This window comes from Candidatus Zinderia endosymbiont of Aphrophora alni, from assembly GCF_964019745.1.
In the GTDB taxonomy this organism is placed as follows: Bacteria; Pseudomonadota; Gammaproteobacteria; order Burkholderiales; family Burkholderiaceae.
Genome location: NZ_OZ026462.1, coordinates 226,547 through 248,273, shown reverse-complemented (window position 1 = coordinate 248,273; position 21,727 = coordinate 226,547). Strand labels below are relative to the sequence as shown.

The window sequence follows — 21,727 nt, the reverse complement described above, 5'->3', positions numbered from 1 at the left end:
ATAAAAATTTATTTTTTAAAAAAAATTTTTTAAAAATGAAATATACAAATATACTAGAAATAAATAATTCTAAAAATATAAAAATAACAATAATTTGTTTACATGATTTAGGAGGTGATAAAACAAATTTTTTACCAATAATAAAAAATACTAAAATTTATAAAAATATAAATATTCGTTTTATTTTTCCACAATCACCTAAAATTTCTATTTCTGCTAATAATAATATTATTATGAATGCATGGTACAACGTATATTGTAAAAAAAAAAAAATAGAAGATAAAAAAGGAATAAAAAAATCTCAAAAAAAAATTGAAAAAATTATAAATAAAGAAATTAATAGAGGTATTTTAACAAAAAATATTTTTTTATTAGGATTTTCACAAGGAGCAGTAATAGCATTACAAACAGGCTTAAAATATTCTAAACAATTAGCAGGTTTAATATCTTTATCAGGGTATTTACCTTTTAAAAAAAATATTAAAAAAAAAAAAATTATAAATAGTTTAAATACACCAATATTTATTGCACATGGTATATATGATAATATTATAAATGTTAAAAATATTATAAAATTAAAAAATTTTTTTAAAAAAAATAAATATAATTTTAAATGTAATTTATATAAAATAAAACATGAAATTTGTAAAAAAGAAATTTCCGATGTAGATTTTTGGATAAATAAAAAAATTTTAACAAATAATTAATTATTATAAATAATTTTATATATTTTTTTTATATAATTATCTATATTTAAAATAGGTTTTTTTGCTACACCTGATTTATTAGCGGCTATAGCAACAGCTGGAGCAACTTTAAACAATAAACGAGTATCAAAAGCTTTAGGAATAAAATATTCAGAACTAAATTCTGGAATTTTACCATATATTTTAAATAAATTTTCATTATATTCATTAGAATGTACTAATTCTGCAATAGCATATACAGCTGCTATTTCCATTTTTCTAGTTATTGTAGTAGCACAAGAATCTAAAGCGCCTCTAAAAATATATGGAAAACATAAAGCATTATTAACTTGATTTGGATAATCAGAACGACCAGTAGCAATAATAGCATCATTTCGTATTAATTTAACATCTTCTGGAAAAATTTCAGGTATAGGATTTGCTAAAGCAAATATTAAAGGATTTTTAGACATAATTTGTACCATTTCTTTTGTTAAAATTCCTCCCACTGATAAACCTAAAAAAATATCAGCTCCTTTAATTATTTCTAATAAAGTTCTAGCTTTAGTTTTTTTAGCAAAACGAAATTTTTCAGTATTTTTTAAATCTGAACGACCTTTATATATAACTCCAGTTAAATCAGTAACAAAAATATTTTCTATTGGAAAACCTAAATCTATAATTAAATCTAAACAAGCTAAAGAAGCAGCACCAGCACCAGAAACAACTAATTTTACATTTTTAATATTTTTATTAACAATTTTTAATCCATTTAATAAAGCAGCTGCAACTACAATAGCAGTACCATGTTGATCATCATGAAAAACAGGGATTTTCATATCTTTACGTAATTTTTTTTCTATATAAAAACATTCAGGAGATTTAATATCTTCTAAATTAATAGCACCAAAAGTAGGTTCTAATGATGTAATAATATCACATAATTTATCAGGATTATTTTCATTTATTTCTATATCAAAGGAATTAATACCAGCAAATTTTTTAAATAAAATACTTTTTCCTTCCATCACAGGTTTTGATGCTAATGCTCCTATATTGCCTAAACCTAAAACGGCACTACCATTACTTATTACACCTACTAAATTACCTTTTGAAGTATATTTAAAAACATTTTGAGGATTAATTACAATTTCTTCACAAGGAAAAGCAACACCTGGAGAATATGCAAGAGATAAATTAAAATGATTATTAACTATTTTAGTAGATTTAACACAAATTTTTCCAGGTAAAGGGTTTTTATGATATTTTAAAGAATATTTTTTAAAATCTTTTTTTTTAATTTTCATATTATTAATGTTTTATTATAATTTTTATTTTATATATCAAAATTTTTAAAAAATAATTTATTATATTATAATATAATATAATTTAAATAAAAAATTTTTTATATATTTTAATATATTAAATTAACAATAAATTATTAAATTATTTTAAAAATAATTATATATTATTTTATAAATATTTAAAAATATTTTTAATAATTATATTATATATAATATAATTATAAATTAATAAATAATAATATTAATAAAAAATTTTTTAAAAATATAAATATTAATATTTTAAAAAACTTTAATCTTATTAAAAATAATTTATATAAATTTATATTAAAAATAAATTTAAAATTAATAAATATTAAAAATTTAATAATAAATATATTTAATAAATTAATTAAAATTTTAAAAATTAAAATATAATTTTTATTAATATATTAAAATTATATTTTTTTAAATAATTTTAATAAATTAAATTTTATAAAAATTTAAAAAATAAATATTAAATTATTTAAATTAAAAAATAAATAATAATTTATTATATTTAATTATATAAATTATATAAAAATTATTTTTTTAATAATTTTAAATAAAATATAAAATATATATTATAATATTTTGTTAAAATGCGGGAGTAGCTCAGTTGGTAGAGCAATACCTTGCCAAGGTATAGGTCGAGAGTTCGAAACTCTTCTCCCGCTTTTTTATTATTTTTTTAAAAATATTTAATGACGAGATAGCAAAATGGTTATGCAAGGGCCTGCAAAGCCTTAGAAGTCGGTTCAATTCCGACTCTCGTCTATATTATTACTTATAATATAAAATCTTTTTTATTATTTAATTTTAAATTAATATTTTAAATATTTTTTTAAAAAAATAAAAATTAAATATTTTTTAAATAAATTGGAAAAAAATTTTTATTTAAAATATATTCTTTATTTTTAAATTTTTTATAACCTAATCTAGCAATTTGTATAGCATGAGGATTTGCTTCTATTAAAAATTTAATAAAATATATTTTAGAAAATTTTTTTTTTTTTTTAAAAAAAGATTTATCCCCACAAAAAAAAACATTTCCTTTAGGTAAAATTTCAAATATAGAAGATATAACAGGATTTATAACCACTACCCAATTATAATTAATAAATTTATATTGAGACCAATAAAATTTATTATTATTTGCATCAATAATAGATAAAATATTTTTTTTTTTAAAATTATCAAAACAAAATTGTGACATAGCTTCAAAAGTAACAATTGGAATTATTGGAATATTTTTATTAAAAGAAAAACTTTGAGCAATTATAAAAGCAATTTTTATACCAGTAAATGATCCTGGACCAATACCAATTGCAATAACATCTATAAACGACAAATCTAAAAAATTTTTTTTAAAAAATTTTTGTATTATAAATAAAATTTTTTTAGAAAAATTACCTAAATTTTCAAAAAATTCAGTATATAATAATATCGAATTATTTAATACAGCTATAGAAGAAAATAAAGTAGAAGTCTCAATTGCTAATAAAATTGACATTTATTTTAAAATATATTATATATTTTTATATATATATATTTTTATATATAAAAAAAATATGAATTATAAAATTTTTAATAAAAAAAAATATTTAGAAATATATGAAAAACTTTCAAAAAATAAATGGGTTATTTCTTGTTTCTGTGTTGAATGGTGTGAAATTTGTAGAAGATTTCAAAAAAATTTTTATAAATTATCAAAAAAATATTTAAAATATTATTTTTTTTGGATAGATATTGAAGAAAATAATGATTTTTTTACTAATATTAAAACAGATAAATTTCCTAAAATATTAATTCAATATAAAAAAAAAATAATTTTTTTTAGTAATTTTGAAACAAATATTTTTAATATATATAATATAATTAAAAAATTTAAATTTAAATCACAAAAAAAACTTAACGAATTTATAAAAAATAATAACATAATTTATAATTGGAAACAATATAATTTATATAATTATATTAAAAATAAAAATATTATTTTTAAAAAATAAAAATATGAAATTAGAAAAAATAAAAAAAATTTTTATTGATTTTTTTATATCTAAAAAACATACTTTTGTTCCTTCTTCTAGTTTAGTAGCCAAAAATGATCCAACAATTATGTTTGCTAATTCAGGAATGGTACAATTTAAAAATATATTTTTAGGTATTGAAAAACCAAAATATAAAAGAATTACTTCTATTCAACGTTGTATAAGAGTAGGAGGAAAACATAATGATTTAGAAAATGTTGGATATACCTCAAAACATCACACATTTTTTGAAATGTTAGGAAATTGGTCTTTTGGAGATTATTTTAAATATAAAACTTTAAAATGGTCTTGGGAATTATTAACTAAAATTTATAAATTATCTGAAGATAAATTATTAATTACAATTCATAAAAATGATGAAGAATCATATGAAATATGGACTAATAAAATTGGAATTTCAAAAAAAAAAATTTTTTTAATAAATAATAATTCTGATAATTTTTGGCAAATGGCAAATACTGGTCCTTGTGGACCATGTTCAGAAATATTTTATGAATATAAAAAAAATAATAATATAGTTACAATTAATGAATTAAATAATAATAGTAATTATATAGAAATTTGGAATAATGTATTTTTAGAATTTAATAAAAAAATAAATAAAAAAACTAATCAAATAATTTTAAAAAAATTACCATTAAAATGTGTAGATACTGGAATGGGATTAGAAAGATTAGCTACTATTTTACAAAATGTAAAAAATAATTATGAAATAGATTTATTTAAAAAAATAATTATTTATATTGCTAAAAAAATTAATTTTAAAGATACTAAAAATATTTCATTAAAAATTATTTCTGATCATTTAAGAGCATCTTCATTTTTAATAATGGATGGGATTTTACCAAATAATAATGGACATGGTTATATATTAAGAAAAATAATTCGTAGAGCTATAATTTATGGATATAAAATAGGAAAAAAAAATATTTTTTTTTATAAATTAGTTCCTATTATTATAAAAGAAATGAGTCTTTCTTATCCTAAACTTATAAAAAAAAAAAAAAAAATACAAGAAATAATAAAAAAAGAAGAAATACTTTTTAAAAAAACTATTAAAAATGGATTAAAAATTTTTAAAAAAATAACTAAAAAAGAAAAAATAATTACTGGAAAAACTGCTTTTATTTTACATGATACTTATGGATTAAATATAAATTTAATTATAGAACTATGTAATATATATAATATTAAAATAAATATAAAAGAATTTAATAATGAAATGAAAAAACAAAAAAATAAATATAAAAATTTTTAAAAATTAATAATTTATTAAAATTATTTTATTAATAATTAAATATATATTTTTAATACAAATATGAAAATAAAAAAAAAAGTAAATACTTGTTATTTAAAATGTCCCTTACCAATATTAAAAACCAAAAAAGAATTATCAAAAATTAAAAAAAAAGAAATTTTATTAATAATAACTACAGATATAAATTCAAAAATAGATTTTGAAATTTTTACAAAACAAACAAAACATATATTAAAAATATTTTTTAAAGAAAAAAAATTTTTTTTTTTTTTTATAGAACATAAATAATTTTATTATTTAAAATAATTAAAAAAATAATTTATTTAAATAATATGATATATAATAATATTATAAATATAATTAAAAATTATTTATTTAAATTTAATTATAAATTAATAAAATTTAAAAAAAAATCTAATAATTTATTTAAAATTTTTATTGATTTTAAATATTCTTTTAAAAATAAAAAAAAAATTACAATAAAAGATTGTGAAATTATTTATAATCAACTTAAATATATTTTATACACAGAAAATATCAAATTTAATTTTTTGGAAATATCATCTCCAGGATTAAATATAAAAATTAAAAAATGGAATGATTTTATACGTTTTATTAATTATGAAATAATTTTAAAATTAAAAACTACTCCTAAAAGATTTAAAAAAAATCAAAAATTATTTCAAGGTATTCTTTTAAAACCTGAAAAAAATTTCTTTAAATTAAAAATACATAAAAAAAAATTTTTACAATTTACCTTAAATAATATTTATAAAGCTAATTTAGTAAAAAATATACATTTATTTAAAAAATAAATATAAAAATTTTTATATATATTTTTATTAATAAAATTATTATTGATTAATATTAAAAATATAATATAATTATTATAAATAATTATTATTTAATTTAAATAAATCAAAATAATAATTAAAAATATATTTTTTTAAAAAATTAATTTAATATTTATATATATTATTATATAATAATTATTATTATTAAATAAATTTATAAAAAATAAATAGATGCAAAATAAAAAAAAAATATTTTTAAAAAAAAAAAAATTAAAAAAAAGTAAAAATTTTAATAAAATTAAAAAAAAAAAAATAAATAAAAAAAATTTAATTTCATTAGAAAATAAAATTATTTATATTCCAAAATATATATCAATTTCTGATATAGCTGAAAAAACTTTAATAACATCATCAAAAATAATAAAATTTTTAATAAAATCAGGAAAAATAATTACTAAAAACGAAATTTTAGATCAAAAAACTGCTATAAATTTAATTCAAAAATTAGGATTAAAAGCTGAAAAATATATTAAAAATAAAAAAAAAAAAAATAATTTTAAAAAAAATAAAAAAAATTTTATATTAAGAGCTCCAATTGTTACTATAATGGGACATGTAAATCATGGTAAAACTTCACTCTTAGATTATATACGTAAAACTAAAATTACTAATTTTGAAATAGGAGGAATAACTCAAAACATAGGTGCTTATCATATTAAATTTAACAAAAAGAATATAACATTTATAGACACTCCAGGTCATGAAGCATTTTCTTCAATAAGAACAAAGGGAATAAAAATTACAGATATTATTGTATTATTAGTAGCCGCTGATGATGGTGTTATGCCTCAAACTAGAGAAATAATATCACAAATATTGCCTACAAAAATTCCAATAATTGTTGCAATTAGTAAAATAGATAAAATAGATATAAATTTAAAAAAAATTTATGAGGAATTAATTAGAGAAAAAATTATTCCTGAAAAATATGGTGGAAATATTCCATTTATAAAAATTTCTATAAAAACAGGAAAAGGAATAAAAACATTATTAGAATATATTTTATTACAAGCAGAAATTATGGAATTAAAAACCACAATTTCTACTCCAGCAAAAGGAGTAATAATAAATTCTAAATTAGATAAAGGAAATGGACCTATAGCAACTATATTAGTAAAATCAGGTATATTAAAAATTGGAGATTTTATATTAACTGATACAACTTATGGAAAAATAAAATCTATTTTAAATGAAAATTTTAAAAAACTTGATAAAGTTAAACCATCAATACCTGTGGAAATTTATGGGTTAAAAAAAATACCAAATATTATAGAAAATTTCCATGTAACAAAAAAAAAAATAAAAAAAAATTTTTTTTTAAAACAAAAAAAAAATAAAATAATAAATTTTGAAGATACAAAAAAAAAAAAAATTTCTTTAATATTAAAAACTAATTTACAAAGTCATAAAGAAGTTTTAATACAAAACATTAAAAAATTATCTAATGATGAAATAAATATAAATATAATACATTCAGCTATAGGAGAAATTTCTGAAAATGATATTAATTTAGCTATTATATCAAAATCTAAAATTTTAGGTTTTAATACAAAAATTAATTTAAAAGCTAAAAAACTTGCAAAAAAAAATAATATTTATGTTAAACAATATAATATTATTTATGAAATAATAGAAGAAATTAAAAATTTAATTTTAAAAATAAAAGAAAAATTTAAAATAAAAAAAATAATAGGAATAGTAGAAATAAGACAAATATTTAATAATAATAAAAAATTTTTTATTGCTGGATGTTATGTAAAAAAAGGTGAAATAAAAAAAGAATCATTAATAAAATTAACTAGAAATAATAAAACTATCTTTATTGGTAAAATAGAAACTTTAAAAAGATTTAAAAAAAATGTTCAAATAGTAAAAAAAGGTTTTGAATGTGGAATTTCTTTAAAAAATTTTAAAGATATTAAAATAAATGATTTAATAGAAATTATAAAAATTTAAAATATTAAAAATAATTCTTATAATTTATGAAAATAAAAAATAAACATCAAAAAAAAGAAAGATATATACAAATAGCTTTTCAAATACAAAAAGATTTATCAAAAATTATTTCAAAAAAAATTATTTATTTAAATATAAAATTTATTACAATTACAAAAGTTGAAATAAAAGCTGGGAATAATAATGCTAAAATTTTTTTTAATATAATAAAAAAAAAAAAAAATATTAAAAATATAACAAATATATTAAATAAAAATTCTAAATATTTTAGAAAAAAATTAAGTAAATATTTATCTTTATATAATACACCAAAATTAAAATTTATATATGATAATTCTTTTTTTTATAATAATAGAATACTTAATTTAATTAAAATTGCTAATAAAAAAAAATAATTTTATTATTTTTTAAATTTTAAAATTTTTTTAAAAAAAATAAAATTAAAATTTAAAAAAAATAATGAAAATAAATAAACAAAAATTGAAGATATAAAAATAAATGTTAAAAACATTATTCTTTCTAAAGGATGTTTAACATTAAACCAATTAAAAAAATTAGAAATAATAATTTCAAAAATTAACATAATTATTAAAGCAATTATTATTTTTAAAAAAAAAGTAAACCATCCTTTTTCAAAGGATTTTTTTTTTTTAGAATTAAAAATAAAAAGTAAAAATAAATTACTTAAAATATTAGTTATAGCAGTTGATAAAGAAAAACCAATATGTCCTAAATAAGGAACTAAAAAATAATTTAATATTTGAGAAACAATCATTATAAATAATGAAAATTTTATAGGAGTTATTTTATCTTTATTAATAAAAAAATTAATTAAAAAAACTTTATTTATTAATAATGATGTTAAACCTAAACTATAAAAATTTAATGTTTTACTTGTCATAAAAACAGAATTTATATCAAACTTATTATAAAAAAATAAAGTTGAAATTATAGGAACTGATAAAGTAAAAAAAAATATTTGTAAAGGAAAAATTAATAAAAATACTAAACGTAAAGTATAATCAAAAAAAGTATAATATATAAAATTATTTTTTTTAAAAAATACTTTTGAAAGTATAGGTAATATTATTGTATATAATACACCACAAATAAGTGCTAAAGGAAACTCTATTAAACGATCAGAATAAAATAACCAAGAAACACTTCCTTCTTTTAATTTAGAAGCAATTTTAATGTTTAATAATAAATTTAATTGTAAAATACTATAAGATATTATAGGTGTTAATACTTTTTTAAATATATACGTAGCTTTTTTATTTTTTAAACTAGAAAAAAAATTAAAATAAATTTTAGGTAAAATCCCAATTTTTCTTAAAAACGGTATTTGAAATAAAATTTGTATAATTCCAGAAAAAAATATAGAAAATCCCACACCATAAATTGGGCAATTAAAAATAGGAGTAACAACATATATACTAATTATAAATAAAATATTTATAATTATTAAAGAAATTGTTGAAATTTTAATATTGTTATATATATTCAAAATACATCTAGAAATAGCAATATAAGAAGAACAATAAATAAAAGGTAACATTATTTTTATTAAATTAGAAGATAAAAAAAAAATTTTTTTATTACTTTTAGTTTTTATTAATAATATTTTAACTATAGTTAATGAAAAAATTGTTGATAAAATAACAACAAAAAATGAAAGCCACATTAAAATAGTAGTAACATCATTTATAATTTTTTTTATCTTTAAAAAAGAATATTTTCTTTTATTTTTATATTCTATTATTATAGGAATAAAAGTTTGTGAAAAAATATCTTCAGAAAATATTCTACAAACTAAATTTAATATTCTAAAAGATATATTAAAAGCATCAGTATAAATAGAAACCCCAAAATTGTGTGCGAAAACAATTTCTCTTAAAAAACTAATAACACGTATTAAAAATACTATAATAAGTACAAAAAAAAAAGATTTATACATTTTAAAAATAAATATTTTTATTAATAAATTTATTATAAAATAATATGACAAATATAAAACAATCACAAAAAAGAATAAAACAATCAAAAAAAAAAAGATTATATAATTTAAGTAAAAAATCTATATTAAAAACTTCAATAAAAAAATTTTTAAAAATTTTAAATTTAAAAAATTCTCAAGAAATTTTAATAAATTTTAAAAAAACTTTTTCTATTATAGATAAAACAGCAAAAAAAAAAATAATTCATAAAAATAAAGCCGCAAGATATAAAAAAAAATTATCAATTAGTTACAAAAAAAAAATATTTAATATTTAAAATGTTATTCTAAATATTTATATTTATACAAATATATTATTAAAATTAAAGTAGTAAAAATCATTAAAAAAACTGAAAAATAATAACCAAAAAACCAATTTATTCCTGGTATAAATTTAAAATTCATACCATAAATACTAGCAACTAATGTAGAAGGTAAAAAAAATACTGATATAATTGTAAGAAATTTAACAACTTTATTTTGATTAATATTTATAAAATTTATAACAGTATCCATTAAAAAATTTTTCTTTTCTAAAAGAAAGGAAATATGTTGAGATATAATTTTTATATTGAATAAAATTTCATTAAAAATAATTTGTTGTTTTAAATTTAATAAATTATTTTTCATTAATAAATTTATTATGTATTTTATATCTATAATATTATTATAAATTTTATTACTTAAATTTTCAATATAAAAAATTATATCAAATACATATTTAGCATCATAGTCATTAAAAATTTTTTTTAAAATATTAAAATCAATTAATTCTAATTTTTTATAAATTAATTTTATAATATCTATAAAATATTCAACATGATATTTATATAAATTTAATAAAATATCTTTACAATCAATATAATTATAAATATTATTTTTAATATTATTTTTAATTAAAGAAAAAATAGGTAAATTATATGTACGTATAGTAAATAATATTTTTTTATATAAAATAAAAGTTACTAATGTTGTTAAAAATTTTTTTTTTTTAATTTCAAATAAAAAATTATTATAAAAATAAATATAATTTTTTTTTAAATTTTTTATATAAAAAATATTTTTTTTTTTTTTTTTTAAAAATATTTTAATATTAAAAATTTTTTTAATCCATTGTTTTTCTTCTATAGAAGGATTTATTAAATCTATCCATATAGGTGTTATATTATCAAAATCATTAACATTTAAAATATTTTTTTTTTTTAAATTTCCATTACAAAGTATAAAAGCTTTTATCATATATTTAATAAATATTAAAATGATTATAAAAAAAATATATATTTATATATTTTATACTATTTATAAAAATTATGTATTTATTATTTAACATAATAAATTTTATTTTTTAAAAATAAAAAATATTTTATTTATTATTAATTTAAATACTAATTTAATAAATATTAAAAATAAAATTTATAATAATTTTATTTTAAATAAATATAAAAAAATTAAATTTAAAAACTTTTTAAAATAAATATAAAATAATAAAAAATAATTATGATTAATATTTAAAAATTAACATATAAAAATATAATTTTAAAATATATATAATTAATATATTTTTTATTAAAATACATATTTTTATATATATATAAAAATATTTTTTATATTTATCAAATATTGCAATAGCAACATTAAATAATTTTAAATTTATAATTATAAATTAATATTTAATTATTAATTAAAAATTATATAATATATTTTATATATTAATATAATTTTTAAATTTAAAATTTATTTTTTTTTCTTAAATTTTCTTTTAAAATAATCTTTCTTAAACGAATATTTTTTGGAGTTATCTCTATAATTTCACTTTCATTTATAAAATTAATTGCATATTCAATTGTTAAAGGAATAGGGGGGATTAATTTTATTGCTTCATCAGAACTAGATGCTCTAATATTAGTTAATTGTTTACATTTTATTGGATTAACTACTAAATCATTTTCTCTAGAGTGAATACCTATAATCATACCTTCATAAACTAAATCATTAGGTTTTATAAACATTTTACCTCTTTCTTGTAATTTCCAAATAGAATAAGCCACAGCACTTCCTGTACATTGAGAAATTAATACACCATTACTACGTTTTTTAGAATTTAATGAAAAATTTAAATTATTTTTAATTGGTATATATTTTTCAAAAATATGATTCATTAATCCACTACCTTTTGTTAACATTATAAATTCATTATGAAAACCAATTAAATTATTAGTAGATATACTATATTCTAAATGAACAATATTTTTTTTAATATTTATATTTAAAATATTACCATATCTACAACCTATTTTTTTCATAATTATACTTTTATATTTTTCTTCTATAAAAATATTTAATTTTTCAAAAGGCTCACATTTTACACCATCTATTAAAATAATAATAACTTTTGGACGTGAAACAGATAATTCAAAACCTTCACGACGCATTTTTTCAATTAATACTGCTAAATGTAATTCTCCTCTACCAGAAACTTTATATATTAATTTATTATTATTTTTTTGATTTATATATAAAGAAATATTTCTTCTTTGTTCTTCATATAATCTATGTTTAATTTGACTATCAGTAACAAATTTCCCTTCTTTTCCAGAAAATGGAGAATTATTAATAAAAAAATCCATAGAAATAGTAGGATTATCTATATTTAATTTAGGTAAAGGTTTCCAATTATCTATAGAACATATAGTAGCACCTATAGCAATATTATTAATACCACTAATTAAAATAATATCTCCAGAAAAAGCTTCTTGTACAGGAATTTTTTCTAATCCATTAAAAATTAATATTTTTTTTATTTTATTTTTTTTAGGTATAGATAAATTATTATTCGACCATAAAACTTCTTGCCCACATTTAATAGTACCAGAAAATATTCTACCAACACTTACTAAACCAAAATATGGTATATCTTCTATAGCTATAATTCTAATTTGTAAAAATTTTTCTAAATTATCATAACAATAAGGAATATTTTTTAAAATTTCTTCTAATAATGGTTCCATATTTCCAGTATTTAATAAAGGATCAATATTAGCAAAACCTTTTTTTGCAGAACAATAAATAATAGGAAAATCTAATTGTTCTTCAGTAGCTCCTAAAGAATCAAATAAATCAAAAGTAGAATTAACCACCCAATCAACACGTTTTTCTAAAATATCTATTTTATTTATTACAACTATAGGTTTTAAACCTAAAGATAAAGCTTTTTTAGTAACAAATTTTGTTTGAGGCATTGGTCCTTCTTTTGCATCTACTAATAATAATACTCCATCAACTATAGACAAAACTCTTTCTACTTCCCCACCAAAATCAGCATGTCCAGGTGTATCTATAATATTAATACGTATATTTTTATAATTAATAGAACAATTTTTAGAAAAAATTGTAATTCCTCTTTCTTTTTCTATTTCATTAAAATCTAAAATACGATTAATACTTTTTTTTTCTTTATTTACAACTTTTGAAAATATCAATAATTGATCTATTAAAGTAGTTTTACCATGATCAATATGTGCTATAATAGCTATATTACAAACATAATTTTTTTTTTTACACATAATTAAAATATATAATAAATAATATTAAAAATTTATAATTTTGAAAAAAAAAAAAAAAAAAAAATAAAAATTTTTTATTTTTTATATAAAAAATATATCAATTAATAATAAATTACATTAATTTTTTAAAAATATTTTTATATATAAAAAATAATATTTAAATAAAAATATAAAATAATATGAGACAAATTATATTAGATATAGAAACTACAGGATTAAATCCTGAATTAGGAGATAGAATAATAGAAATTGGTTGTATAGAATTAATAAATAGAAAGATTACAAATAATAATTTACATTTATATATAAACCCCGAAAGAAATTCTTCACACCAAGCATTTTTAATACATAAAATAGATAACAATTTTTTAAAAAAAAAACCCAAATTTTCTCAAATTGTAAACAATTTTTGTAATTATATTAAAAATAGTGAAGTAATTATACACAATTCAAAATTTGATATAAGTTTTTTAAATAAAGAATTTAAATTATTAAATTTAAATTCTTTTACATATTATATATTAAAAATTATTGATTCTTTAAAAATAGCAAAAAAAAAATTTCCAGGACAAAAAAATTCTTTAAATGCTTTATGTAATAGATATAAAATTTTAAATTTTAATAGAAATATTCATGGTGCTTTATTAGATGCTAAATTATTAACAAGTGTATATTTAGCAATGACTAGTAAACAAAAAAATTTTTATAAAAAATGGGAAATAAAAAAAAATAAATTTAAAAAAAATATAAATTTAAATACAAATATTTTACTAAAAAATAAAAATGTTATTTATGCAAATAAAAAAGAACTATTAAAACATAAAAATATTTTAAATATTATAGAAAAAAAAAATAAAAAAAAATGTATTTGGAATAAAATTAAAATTTAATTAAAAATAATAAATAAAAATTTTTTTATAAAAATATATAAAATTATTAAATGAAAGTTTTAATAGCTATAAAAGAAATTATAGATCATAATCTTAAAATTACTATTAAAGATGATAACAAAAATTTAAAAATAAAAAATTTAAAAAAAACAATAAATCCTTTTGATGAAATAGCTTTAGAAGAAGCTATAAGATTAAAAGAAAAAGGAAAAATTAAAGAAACAATTTCTATTTCTTGTGGAAATATTAGTAGTAAAGAAATTTTACAAAAATCATTAGCAATGGGTATAGATAAAAGTATTTTAATAGAAAATACTACAAAAACAATTTTACAACCAATAGATATTGCAAAATTAATAAAAAAAATTATTAAAAAAGATAAAAAAATTAAACTAGTAATTTTAGGAAAACAATCTATAGATTATGATTATAATCAAACTGGACAAATGTTAGCAGGTTTATTAAATTGGCCACAAGCAATTTCTATAACAAAATTAAAAATTAAAAATAATCAAATTTATGTAACTAAAGAAATTGATTCAGGAATAGAAAAATTATTATTAAATTTACCAGCAATAATAACAGTTGATTTAAGATTAAATGAACCACGTTATATAACATTAATAAAAATTTTAAAAGCTAAAAAAAAAAAAATTAATATTTTAAATACAAACAAATTTAATATTAATTTAAATAAAAATATAAAAATATTAAATTTTTCATATAATAAAACAAAAAAAAAAAAAATTAAAATAATAAATTCCATTGAATTATTAAAAATAATTAAAAATTATATTTAATAATATAAATATTATTAATAAATATTAATATATATTTAATATAATATATGAAAGTTTTAATAATTGCTGAACATGATAATAAAAATTTAAACGAAAATATATTAAACGTTGTATATGCTGCTAAAAAAATTAGTAAAAATATAGATATATTCATAGCAGGATATAAAGCTAATAATATTATTAATATATCTTCAAAAATTGAAAATATATCTAATATATTATATATTGAAAATAAAAAATTTACTTATTTATTATCAGAAGATGTTACAGAAGAAATATTTAAAATTTCTAAAAATTATACACATATTATGTGTTCTACAACATCTTTTGGAAAAAATATTTTACCACGTTTAGCAGCAAAATTAAATGTAAATCAAATTTCAGAAGTAATAAAAATTAAAAATTTTAATACATTTAAAAGACCAATTTATACAGGTAATATTATTTCAACAATAAAATCAAAAGATTTTATAAAAATAATCACAATTAGAGCTATATCTTTTAAAAAAGCAAAATTTAAAAAAAAAAATTCTAATTTTAATACTAAAATAAAAATAATAAATACTATTAATAAAAAATTTAAAAATTCAAAATTTATATCAAAAAAAATTAATAAAACTAATAGACCAAATCTAAATACAGCTAAAATTATTATTGCTGGAGGAAATGGTATAAAATCTAAAGAAAATTTTAAATTATTAGAATTATTAGCAGATAAATTAAAAGCAGCAATTGGCGCAACTAGATCAGCAGTTGATTCTGGTTATATATCAAATGAATTTCAAATAGGACAATCTGGACAAATTGTAGCTCCAGAATTATATATTGCTATTGGGATTTCTGGCGCCATTCAACATTTAGCAGGTATTAAAGATTCAAAAAAAATTATAGCTATTAATAAAGATAAAGATGCTCCTATATTTTCAATTGCTGATTATGGAATTATAGGAGATTTAAATAAAATAATACCAAATCTAATAAATAAAATAAATTAATAAAAATTTTTAAATAATTTTTCTTTAATATTCAAATCAACTTTTTTTAATAAATGTTTATAATAGTTTATTGAATGATTATTTGGTAAAGTTTTTTTTATATCTAACCATGATAAAAAATTTATATTTAAAAATTTTTCAATTTTTATTGAAAGTAAAGGTAAAATAGGTTTTAAATAAATTGTTATTATTCTGAAGCATTCTAATAAATAACTACATATTTTTTGTAAATTTTTATCTTTTTTAAAAAAATTCCAAGGTTTATTAAAATTTATATAAATATTTATTTTATTAATAATTTTCATTATAAAATATAAAACTTTTTTAAAATTTCTTTCTTCATAAAATTTATAAATATTATTAAAAATACCTTTAATATTACGTAATAAATAATAATATTTTACCCCCCAATTAGTATTTAATTTATAATTAAAATTATTACAAATAAATTTAGAAATTCTACTAGGAATATTTATATATTTTCCTATTAAATCAGAATTAATTCTATATATAAAATCATCAATATTTAAATCTATATCTTTTATTTTTGAATTTAATTTATAAGCTATATAATATCGTAACCATTCTGGATTAAAACCTAAATTTAAATATTTTAAAGGACAAATTCTATAATTATTAGATTTAGATAACTTTTTACCATTAATAGTTATAAAACCATGAACAAAAATATTTGTTGGTAATTTATTTTTTGAAAATTTAAGTATAGCTGGCCAAAATAAAATATGAAAATAAATAATATCTTTACCTATAAAATGATATTGTTCAGTATATTTATCTTTTAAAAAAAAATTATAATTAATATTTTTTCTATCTAAAAAATTTTTTAAAGAAGAAATATAAGCTATAGGTGCATCTAACCAAACATAAAAATATTTATTTAAAGTATCTGGAATTTTAATCCCAAAATATGGATAATCACGACTAATATCCCAATCTTTTAAATTATTTTTTAATAACCATTCTTTAGCTTTGTTTATAACTTCTGTTTGAAATTTAGGTTTTTTAAAAATCCATTTAGATAAAAAATTTATACATTTTTTTTTAGATAATAAAAAAAAAATATGATCAGATTTTTTTTTAATTATTTTTTTATTAGAAAAAATTGAATATGGATTTTTTAATTCCATTAAAGAATAAACAGAACCACAAATTTCACAAAAATCACTATTTTGATTTAAAGCATCACATTTAGGACAAGTACCTTTAATATATCTATCAGATAAAAAAATTTTTTTTTTTAAATCAAAAAATTGCTCAACTTTTTTAAAAGAAATCATTTTTGATTTATCTCTTAAATATAAATATATTTTTTTAGAAAGTATATGATTTTCAATACTATCTGTAATATAATAATTATCAAAAGATATATAAAATTTTTTTAAAAGTTTTTTTCTTTCAATATTAATATTATAAATAAATTCTTCTATTTTTTTTTTTTTTTTTTTTGCTTCTAACATAACAGGAACACCATGAGTATCATCAGCACCTATAAAATATACTTCAATATTTTTTTGCATTCTTTGAAATCTAACCCAAATATCTGCTTGAATAAATTCCATAATATGCCCAATATGAAGTTTACCATTTGCATAAGGTAAAGCCGTAGTAACAAATATCTTTCGAGTTTTTAAATTATTAATATTCATTTTTAAAACCTTTTTATAAAACTATTATTTATTTTTTTTTATAAAAATATTTAATAAAAAAATATATAATATATATTATAAAATATAATTAATTAAATTTTTTAAATATTAAATATAAATTTATTAATAATTTATATTAAAAATATGAATAAAAAAAATATTATAAATAATAATATTATTAGAACTAGATTTGCTCCAAGTCCTACTGGTTTTTTACATTTAGGAGGGGCAAGAACAGCATTATTTTCTTGGGCATATGCTAAAAAATTCAATGGTTTATTTTTTTTAAGAATTGAAAATACTGATATTAAAAGATCAACTAGTAAAGCTGAAAAAAATATTATTGATAGTATAAAATGGTTAGGATTAAAATATGATAAAAATATAATATATCAAACAAATAGATTTAAAAGATATAATGAAATAATTAAAAAAATGTTAAAAAAAGGTACAGCATATTTTTGTTATTCTACTAAAGAAGAATTAAAAAAAAATAAAGAAAAACAAAAAAAAATAGGAATTAAACCTAAATATAATGAAAAATGGAGACCACAAAAAGGTAAAATTTTACCTAAAATACCAAAAAATATTAATCCTGTAATAAGATTTAAAAATCCTAAAAAAAATTTTGTTTTTTGGAAAGATTTAGTAAAAGGAAAAAAAAAAATTTCTAATAATGAATTAGATGATTTAATTATAGTAAGATCTAATGGTATTCCAACATATAATTTTTGTGCTATTTTAGATGATTTAGATATGAAAATAACACATGTTATTAGAGGTGATGATCATATTAATAATACACCTAGACAAATAAATATTGCAAAAGCTTTAAATAAAACCCCACCTAAATATGCACACATTCCAATGATCTTAGATAAAAATGGCGAAAAATTATCTAAACGTAATAAAGCAATTAATATAAATGAATATTATAAAATGGGGTTTTTACCAGAAGCAATAATAAATTATATTGCTAGATTAGGCTGGAGTCATAAAAATGAAGAAATTTTTTCTATAAATAAATTTTATAAATGGTTTAACTTTAAACAAATTTCTAAATCTCCATCAAAATTTGATAAAAAAAAATTAATATGGATAAATAAATATTATATTAATTCAATGAATAATAATAAATTATTTATTCTAATAAATAAATATTTAAAAAAAAATATTTATATAAAAAATACAATTAAAATAAAAAAAATTATAAAACTTTTTAAAAGTCGTTCAAAAACAATTAAAAATTTAATAAATTATATTAAAATATTTTTTAAAGAAATAAAAATAAATAAAAAAAAAATATCAATTTATAATACTGATATTATTAAATTAGCTTTAAAAAAATTTATAAAATTTTGTTTAAAAATTAATTGGAATAAAAAAAATATTGATAAAATTATAACTTTTATTATAAATAAATATAAATTAAATTTAAATTTATTTGCTACAACCTTAAGAATATTAATATTAAATAAAACAAAAACTCCCTCAATTTCTTCAATATTAGAAATATTTGATAAAAAAATTATAATTAATAAAATTATAATTTTTTTAAAAAATTATTAAAATATTTTTTTTTATATAAAAAAAAAATATATAATATATTATAATTTTTATAAAAAATTGTCCCTATCGTCTAGAGGTCTAGGACATCACCCTTTCACGGTGAGTACGGGGGTTCAAATCCCCTTAGGGACATTAAAAATATTTATAAATATTTAATTTAAATTAATAAATTTGTAATCATTTTTAAAAAATATGAATAAAAAAATTTTAAATTTTCAAACTGAAGTTAAGCAATTATTGAAACTTATGATAAATTCTTTATATTCTAATAAAGAAATCTTTTTAAGAGAATTAATTTCTAATGCTTCAGACGCAATAGATAAATTAAGATTTAAATCTTTTAAAAATAATAAATTACTTGAATCAGATTCAAATTTTAAAATTGAAATTTTTTATAATAAAATACAAAAAACAATAACTATTTCAGATAATGGTATTGGAATGACAGAAAAAGAAATTACATTAAATTTAGGTACTATTGCTAAATCTGGAACTAAAGAATTTTTTTCAAAATTATCAAATAATCAAAAAAAAAATGCAAATTTAATTGGACAATTTGGAGTAGGATTTTATTCTGGATTTATAGTTGCAGATTTAATAACAGTAAATTCTAGAAAAGCTGGAAAACCAAAAGAAAAAGGAATTAGTTGGCAATCTAAAGGTACAGGAGAATTTTCAATAGAAAATATAAATAAACTTAATAGAGGTACAGAAGTAATTTTACATTTAAAAAAAAATGAAGAAGAATTTTTATCTTCTTGGAAATTAAAATTAATTATTAAAAAATATTCTGATCATATATCAATTCCAATATTAATGTATAAAGAAATTTGGGATAAATCAAAAAAAAAATTTTTTATTACTAATAAAAAAGAAATTATAAATAATACTCAAGCACTTTGGACAAGAAATAAATCTGAAATTAAAATTGAAGAATATAATGAATTTTATAAAAATATTACTAATGATAATAAAAATCCTTTAACTTATATACATAATAAAATTGAAGGAAATAATGAATATATTCAATTATTATATATACCTTCAAAAGCTCAATTAGATATTTGGGATAGAAAAAAGAAAGGTGGATTAAAATTATATTCTCAAAGAGTATTTATTTTAGATAATGTTAAACAATTATTACCACCATATTTAAGATTTATAAAAGGAATAATAGATTCTGCAAATTTACCACTTAATATTTCAAGAGAAATTTTACAAGATTCAAAAAATATTAGAATAATTAAAGAAAATTCAACAAAAAAAGTTTTAAATATGTTAGAAAACTTAATAAAATCTGATAAAAAATTAAAAACTAAAAAATATAAAATATTTTGGAAAAATTTTGGAAATATTTTAAAAGAAGGATTAGGAGAAGATATTGTAAATAGAAAACAAATAATTAATTTATTAAGATTTAATTCAACATATTTTAATAAAAAAGAAAAATTAACTTCATTAAAAAAATATAAAAAAAGAATGTTAAATAATCAAGATAATATTTATTATATAACTGCTGAAAATTATAAAACTGCTATTAATAGCCCTCATTTAGAAATATTTAAAAAAAAAAATATTGAAGTATTAATATTAATTGATAGAATAGATGAATGGATATTATCATTTTTAACAGAATATAAAAATAAAAAATTAATATCTATTGCAAAAGGAAATTTAAATTTAGGAAATTTAGAAACTGATGAAGAAAAAAAACAAAAAAAAGAAAAAGAAAAAAAATTTTTAAAATTTATAAAAAAAATAAAATTAATTTTAAAAGATAAAGTACAAGATGTAAGAACAACATCTCGTTTAATAAATTCTCCAGCATGTTTAATTTCAGATGAAAATGATATATCTAATAATTTAATTAGAATATTAAAATCTTCTGGACAAAATCCTAAAAAAAATAAACAAATTTTAGAAATAAATCCTAAACATTTACTAATTAAATATATTAAAAAAGAAAAAGAATTTTTTAATGAATGGATTAATATTTTATATAATCAAGCAATTCTATCAGAAGGTGGTAATTTAACAAATCCTTCTAATTTTATTAATAATTTAAACAAAATTTTTGCTATTATAATAAAAAAAAATAAAAATTTTTAATATTAAAAATATAT

General features: G+C 15.6%; 18 protein-coding genes, 3 tRNA genes and 1 pseudogene. 16 read left to right on the top strand and 6 right to left on the bottom strand.

Annotated elements, in window-relative coordinates:
- Positions 1-35: 35 nt before the first annotated feature.
- Positions 36-707, top strand: a complete 672-nt coding sequence (locus tag AACL00_RS01215) for an alpha/beta hydrolase (RefSeq protein ID WP_339044868.1) — start codon at positions 36-38, stop codon at positions 705-707.
- Here the strand turns inward: AACL00_RS01215 and AACL00_RS01210 are convergent.
- Positions 707-2,002, bottom strand: a pseudogene (locus AACL00_RS01210) (malic enzyme-like NAD(P)-binding protein); the annotation flags it as partial. The gene AACL00_RS01215 and the pseudogene AACL00_RS01210 overlap by 1 nt on opposite strands.
- 607 nt (positions 2,003-2,609) lie before the next feature.
- On the opposite strand from AACL00_RS01210, the gene AACL00_RS01205 reads away from it, so the two are divergent.
- Positions 2,610-2,682 (top strand) — tRNA-Gly (locus AACL00_RS01205).
- A 29-nt stretch (positions 2,683-2,711) separates the two neighbouring features.
- A tRNA-Cys gene (locus AACL00_RS01200) sits at positions 2,712-2,782 on the top strand.
- A gap of 82 nt (positions 2,783-2,864) precedes the next feature.
- Here the strand turns inward: AACL00_RS01200 and tsaB are convergent.
- Positions 2,865-3,518, bottom strand: coding sequence for a tRNA (adenosine(37)-N6)-threonylcarbamoyltransferase complex dimerization subunit type 1 TsaB (tsaB, locus tag AACL00_RS01195; RefSeq protein ID WP_339044867.1), 654 nt, complete (start codon positions 3,516-3,518; stop codon positions 2,865-2,867).
- Between the two features lie 58 nt (positions 3,519-3,576).
- Between tsaB and AACL00_RS01190 the strand changes: the two genes are divergently transcribed.
- The 6 genes from AACL00_RS01190 (at position 3,577) to rbfA (ending at position 8,519) form a co-directional block, all read left to right on the top strand.
- Positions 3,577-4,014: a thioredoxin domain-containing protein gene (locus AACL00_RS01190; RefSeq protein WP_339044866.1), complete on the top strand. Its 438-nt coding sequence runs from the start codon at positions 3,577-3,579 to the stop codon at positions 4,012-4,014.
- Positions 4,015-4,018: 4 nt separating this feature from the next.
- Positions 4,019-5,314 carry an alanine--tRNA ligase gene (alaS, locus tag AACL00_RS01185; RefSeq protein WP_339044865.1) on the top strand — a complete coding sequence of 432 codons (1,296 nt, stop codon included), beginning with the start codon at positions 4,019-4,021 and terminating at the stop codon, positions 5,312-5,314.
- Between the two features lie 60 nt (positions 5,315-5,374).
- Complete coding sequence (locus AACL00_RS01180; RefSeq protein WP_339044864.1) at positions 5,375-5,602, top strand: sulfurtransferase TusA family protein; 228 nt, start codon at positions 5,375-5,377, stop codon at positions 5,600-5,602.
- A 44-nt stretch (positions 5,603-5,646) separates the two neighbouring features.
- Complete coding sequence (locus AACL00_RS01175; RefSeq protein WP_339044862.1) at positions 5,647-6,129, top strand: hypothetical protein; 483 nt, start codon at positions 5,647-5,649, stop codon at positions 6,127-6,129.
- Between the two features lie 210 nt (positions 6,130-6,339).
- Positions 6,340-8,124, top strand: coding sequence for a translation initiation factor IF-2 (infB, locus tag AACL00_RS01170; RefSeq protein WP_339044861.1), 1,785 nt, complete (start codon positions 6,340-6,342; stop codon positions 8,122-8,124).
- A 26-nt stretch (positions 8,125-8,150) separates the two neighbouring features.
- Entirely contained in the window at positions 8,151-8,519 is a 369-nt protein-coding gene (rbfA, locus tag AACL00_RS01165; protein WP_339044860.1) for a 30S ribosome-binding factor RbfA, read from the top strand.
- 5 nt (positions 8,520-8,524) lie between these two features.
- On the opposite strand, the gene murJ is transcribed toward rbfA, so the two are convergent.
- Complete coding sequence (gene murJ / locus AACL00_RS01160; protein WP_339044859.1) at positions 8,525-10,081, bottom strand: murein biosynthesis integral membrane protein MurJ; 1,557 nt, start codon at positions 10,079-10,081, stop codon at positions 8,525-8,527.
- A 44-nt stretch (positions 10,082-10,125) separates the two neighbouring features.
- On the opposite strand from murJ, the gene rpsT reads away from it, so the two are divergent.
- Positions 10,126-10,398: a 30S ribosomal protein S20 gene (rpsT, locus tag AACL00_RS01155; RefSeq protein ID WP_339044858.1), complete on the top strand. Its 273-nt coding sequence runs from the start codon at positions 10,126-10,128 to the stop codon at positions 10,396-10,398.
- A gap of 4 nt (positions 10,399-10,402) precedes the next feature.
- Here the strand turns inward: rpsT and AACL00_RS01150 are convergent, their stop codons facing one another.
- Positions 10,403-11,359: a CorA family divalent cation transporter gene (locus AACL00_RS01150; RefSeq protein WP_339044857.1), complete on the bottom strand. Its 957-nt coding sequence runs from the start codon at positions 11,357-11,359 to the stop codon at positions 10,403-10,405.
- A gap of 488 nt (positions 11,360-11,847) precedes the next feature.
- Positions 11,848-13,683, bottom strand: a complete 1,836-nt coding sequence (gene typA / locus AACL00_RS01145; RefSeq protein WP_339044856.1) for a translational GTPase TypA — start codon at positions 13,681-13,683, stop codon at positions 11,848-11,850.
- A gap of 179 nt (positions 13,684-13,862) precedes the next feature.
- Between typA and dnaQ the strand changes: the two genes are divergently transcribed.
- From dnaQ to AACL00_RS01130, 3 genes are read left to right on the top strand one after another with little or no spacing between them, the layout of a single operon-like run.
- A complete protein-coding gene (gene dnaQ, locus AACL00_RS01140) occupies positions 13,863-14,573 on the top strand; it encodes a DNA polymerase III subunit epsilon (protein WP_339044855.1) in 711 nt (236 codons plus the stop codon).
- Positions 14,574-14,623: 50 nt separating this feature from the next.
- Complete coding sequence (locus tag AACL00_RS01135; RefSeq protein ID WP_339044854.1) at positions 14,624-15,373, top strand: electron transfer flavoprotein subunit beta/FixA family protein; 750 nt, start codon at positions 14,624-14,626, stop codon at positions 15,371-15,373.
- Between the two features lie 47 nt (positions 15,374-15,420).
- Positions 15,421-16,368 carry an electron transfer flavoprotein subunit alpha/FixB family protein gene (locus tag AACL00_RS01130; RefSeq protein ID WP_339044853.1) on the top strand — a complete coding sequence of 316 codons (948 nt, stop codon included), beginning with the start codon at positions 15,421-15,423 and terminating at the stop codon, positions 16,366-16,368.
- Here AACL00_RS01130 and metG read toward each other — a convergent pair.
- The gene (gene metG, locus AACL00_RS01125; RefSeq protein WP_339044852.1) at positions 16,365-18,035 is read right to left on the bottom strand and encodes a methionine--tRNA ligase; all 1,671 of its coding nucleotides are present in this window, start codon (positions 18,033-18,035) and stop codon (positions 16,365-16,367) included. The two genes, AACL00_RS01130 and metG, sit on opposite strands and share 4 nt — an antisense overlap.
- Before the next feature lie 144 nt (positions 18,036-18,179).
- On the opposite strand from metG, the gene gltX reads away from it, so the two are divergent.
- The 3 genes from gltX to htpG all read left to right on the top strand — a co-directional run bounded on the left by gltX (position 18,180) and on the right by htpG (position 21,713).
- The gene (gene gltX, locus AACL00_RS01120; protein ID WP_339044851.1) at positions 18,180-19,604 is read left to right on the top strand and encodes a glutamate--tRNA ligase; all 1,425 of its coding nucleotides are present in this window, start codon (positions 18,180-18,182) and stop codon (positions 19,602-19,604) included.
- A 59-nt stretch (positions 19,605-19,663) separates the two neighbouring features.
- Positions 19,664-19,736 (top strand) — tRNA-Glu (locus AACL00_RS01115).
- Positions 19,737-19,796: 60 nt separating this feature from the next.
- Entirely contained in the window at positions 19,797-21,713 is a 1,917-nt protein-coding gene (htpG, locus tag AACL00_RS01110; protein WP_339044850.1) for a molecular chaperone HtpG, read from the top strand.
- The last annotated feature ends 14 nt before the right edge of the window (positions 21,714-21,727 follow it).

Coding starts and splice junctions, on each gene's coding strand:
- AACL00_RS01215 (WP_339044868.1), top strand. CDS start 36: ATGAAATATACAAATATACTAGAAATAAATAATTCTAAAAATATAAAA.
- tsaB (WP_339044867.1), bottom strand. CDS start 3,518: ATGTCAATTTTATTAGCAATTGAGACTTCTACTTTATTTTCTTCTATA.
- AACL00_RS01190 (WP_339044866.1), top strand. CDS start 3,577: ATGAATTATAAAATTTTTAATAAAAAAAAATATTTAGAAATATATGAA.
- alaS (WP_339044865.1), top strand. CDS start 4,019: ATGAAATTAGAAAAAATAAAAAAAATTTTTATTGATTTTTTTATATCT.
- AACL00_RS01180 (WP_339044864.1), top strand. CDS start 5,375: ATGAAAATAAAAAAAAAAGTAAATACTTGTTATTTAAAATGTCCCTTA.
- AACL00_RS01175 (WP_339044862.1), top strand. CDS start 5,647: ATGATATATAATAATATTATAAATATAATTAAAAATTATTTATTTAAA.
- infB (WP_339044861.1), top strand. CDS start 6,340: ATGCAAAATAAAAAAAAAATATTTTTAAAAAAAAAAAAATTAAAAAAA.
- rbfA (WP_339044860.1), top strand. CDS start 8,151: ATGAAAATAAAAAATAAACATCAAAAAAAAGAAAGATATATACAAATA.
- murJ (WP_339044859.1), bottom strand. CDS start 10,081: ATGTATAAATCTTTTTTTTTTGTACTTATTATAGTATTTTTAATACGT.
- rpsT (WP_339044858.1), top strand. CDS start 10,126: ATGACAAATATAAAACAATCACAAAAAAGAATAAAACAATCAAAAAAA.
- AACL00_RS01150 (WP_339044857.1), bottom strand. CDS start 11,359: ATGATAAAAGCTTTTATACTTTGTAATGGAAATTTAAAAAAAAAAAAT.
- typA (WP_339044856.1), bottom strand. CDS start 13,683: ATGTGTAAAAAAAAAAATTATGTTTGTAATATAGCTATTATAGCACAT.
- dnaQ (WP_339044855.1), top strand. CDS start 13,863: ATGAGACAAATTATATTAGATATAGAAACTACAGGATTAAATCCTGAA.
- AACL00_RS01135 (WP_339044854.1), top strand. CDS start 14,624: ATGAAAGTTTTAATAGCTATAAAAGAAATTATAGATCATAATCTTAAA.
- AACL00_RS01130 (WP_339044853.1), top strand. CDS start 15,421: ATGAAAGTTTTAATAATTGCTGAACATGATAATAAAAATTTAAACGAA.
- metG (WP_339044852.1), bottom strand. CDS start 18,035: ATGAATATTAATAATTTAAAAACTCGAAAGATATTTGTTACTACGGCT.
- gltX (WP_339044851.1), top strand. CDS start 18,180: ATGAATAAAAAAAATATTATAAATAATAATATTATTAGAACTAGATTT.
- htpG (WP_339044850.1), top strand. CDS start 19,797: ATGAATAAAAAAATTTTAAATTTTCAAACTGAAGTTAAGCAATTATTG.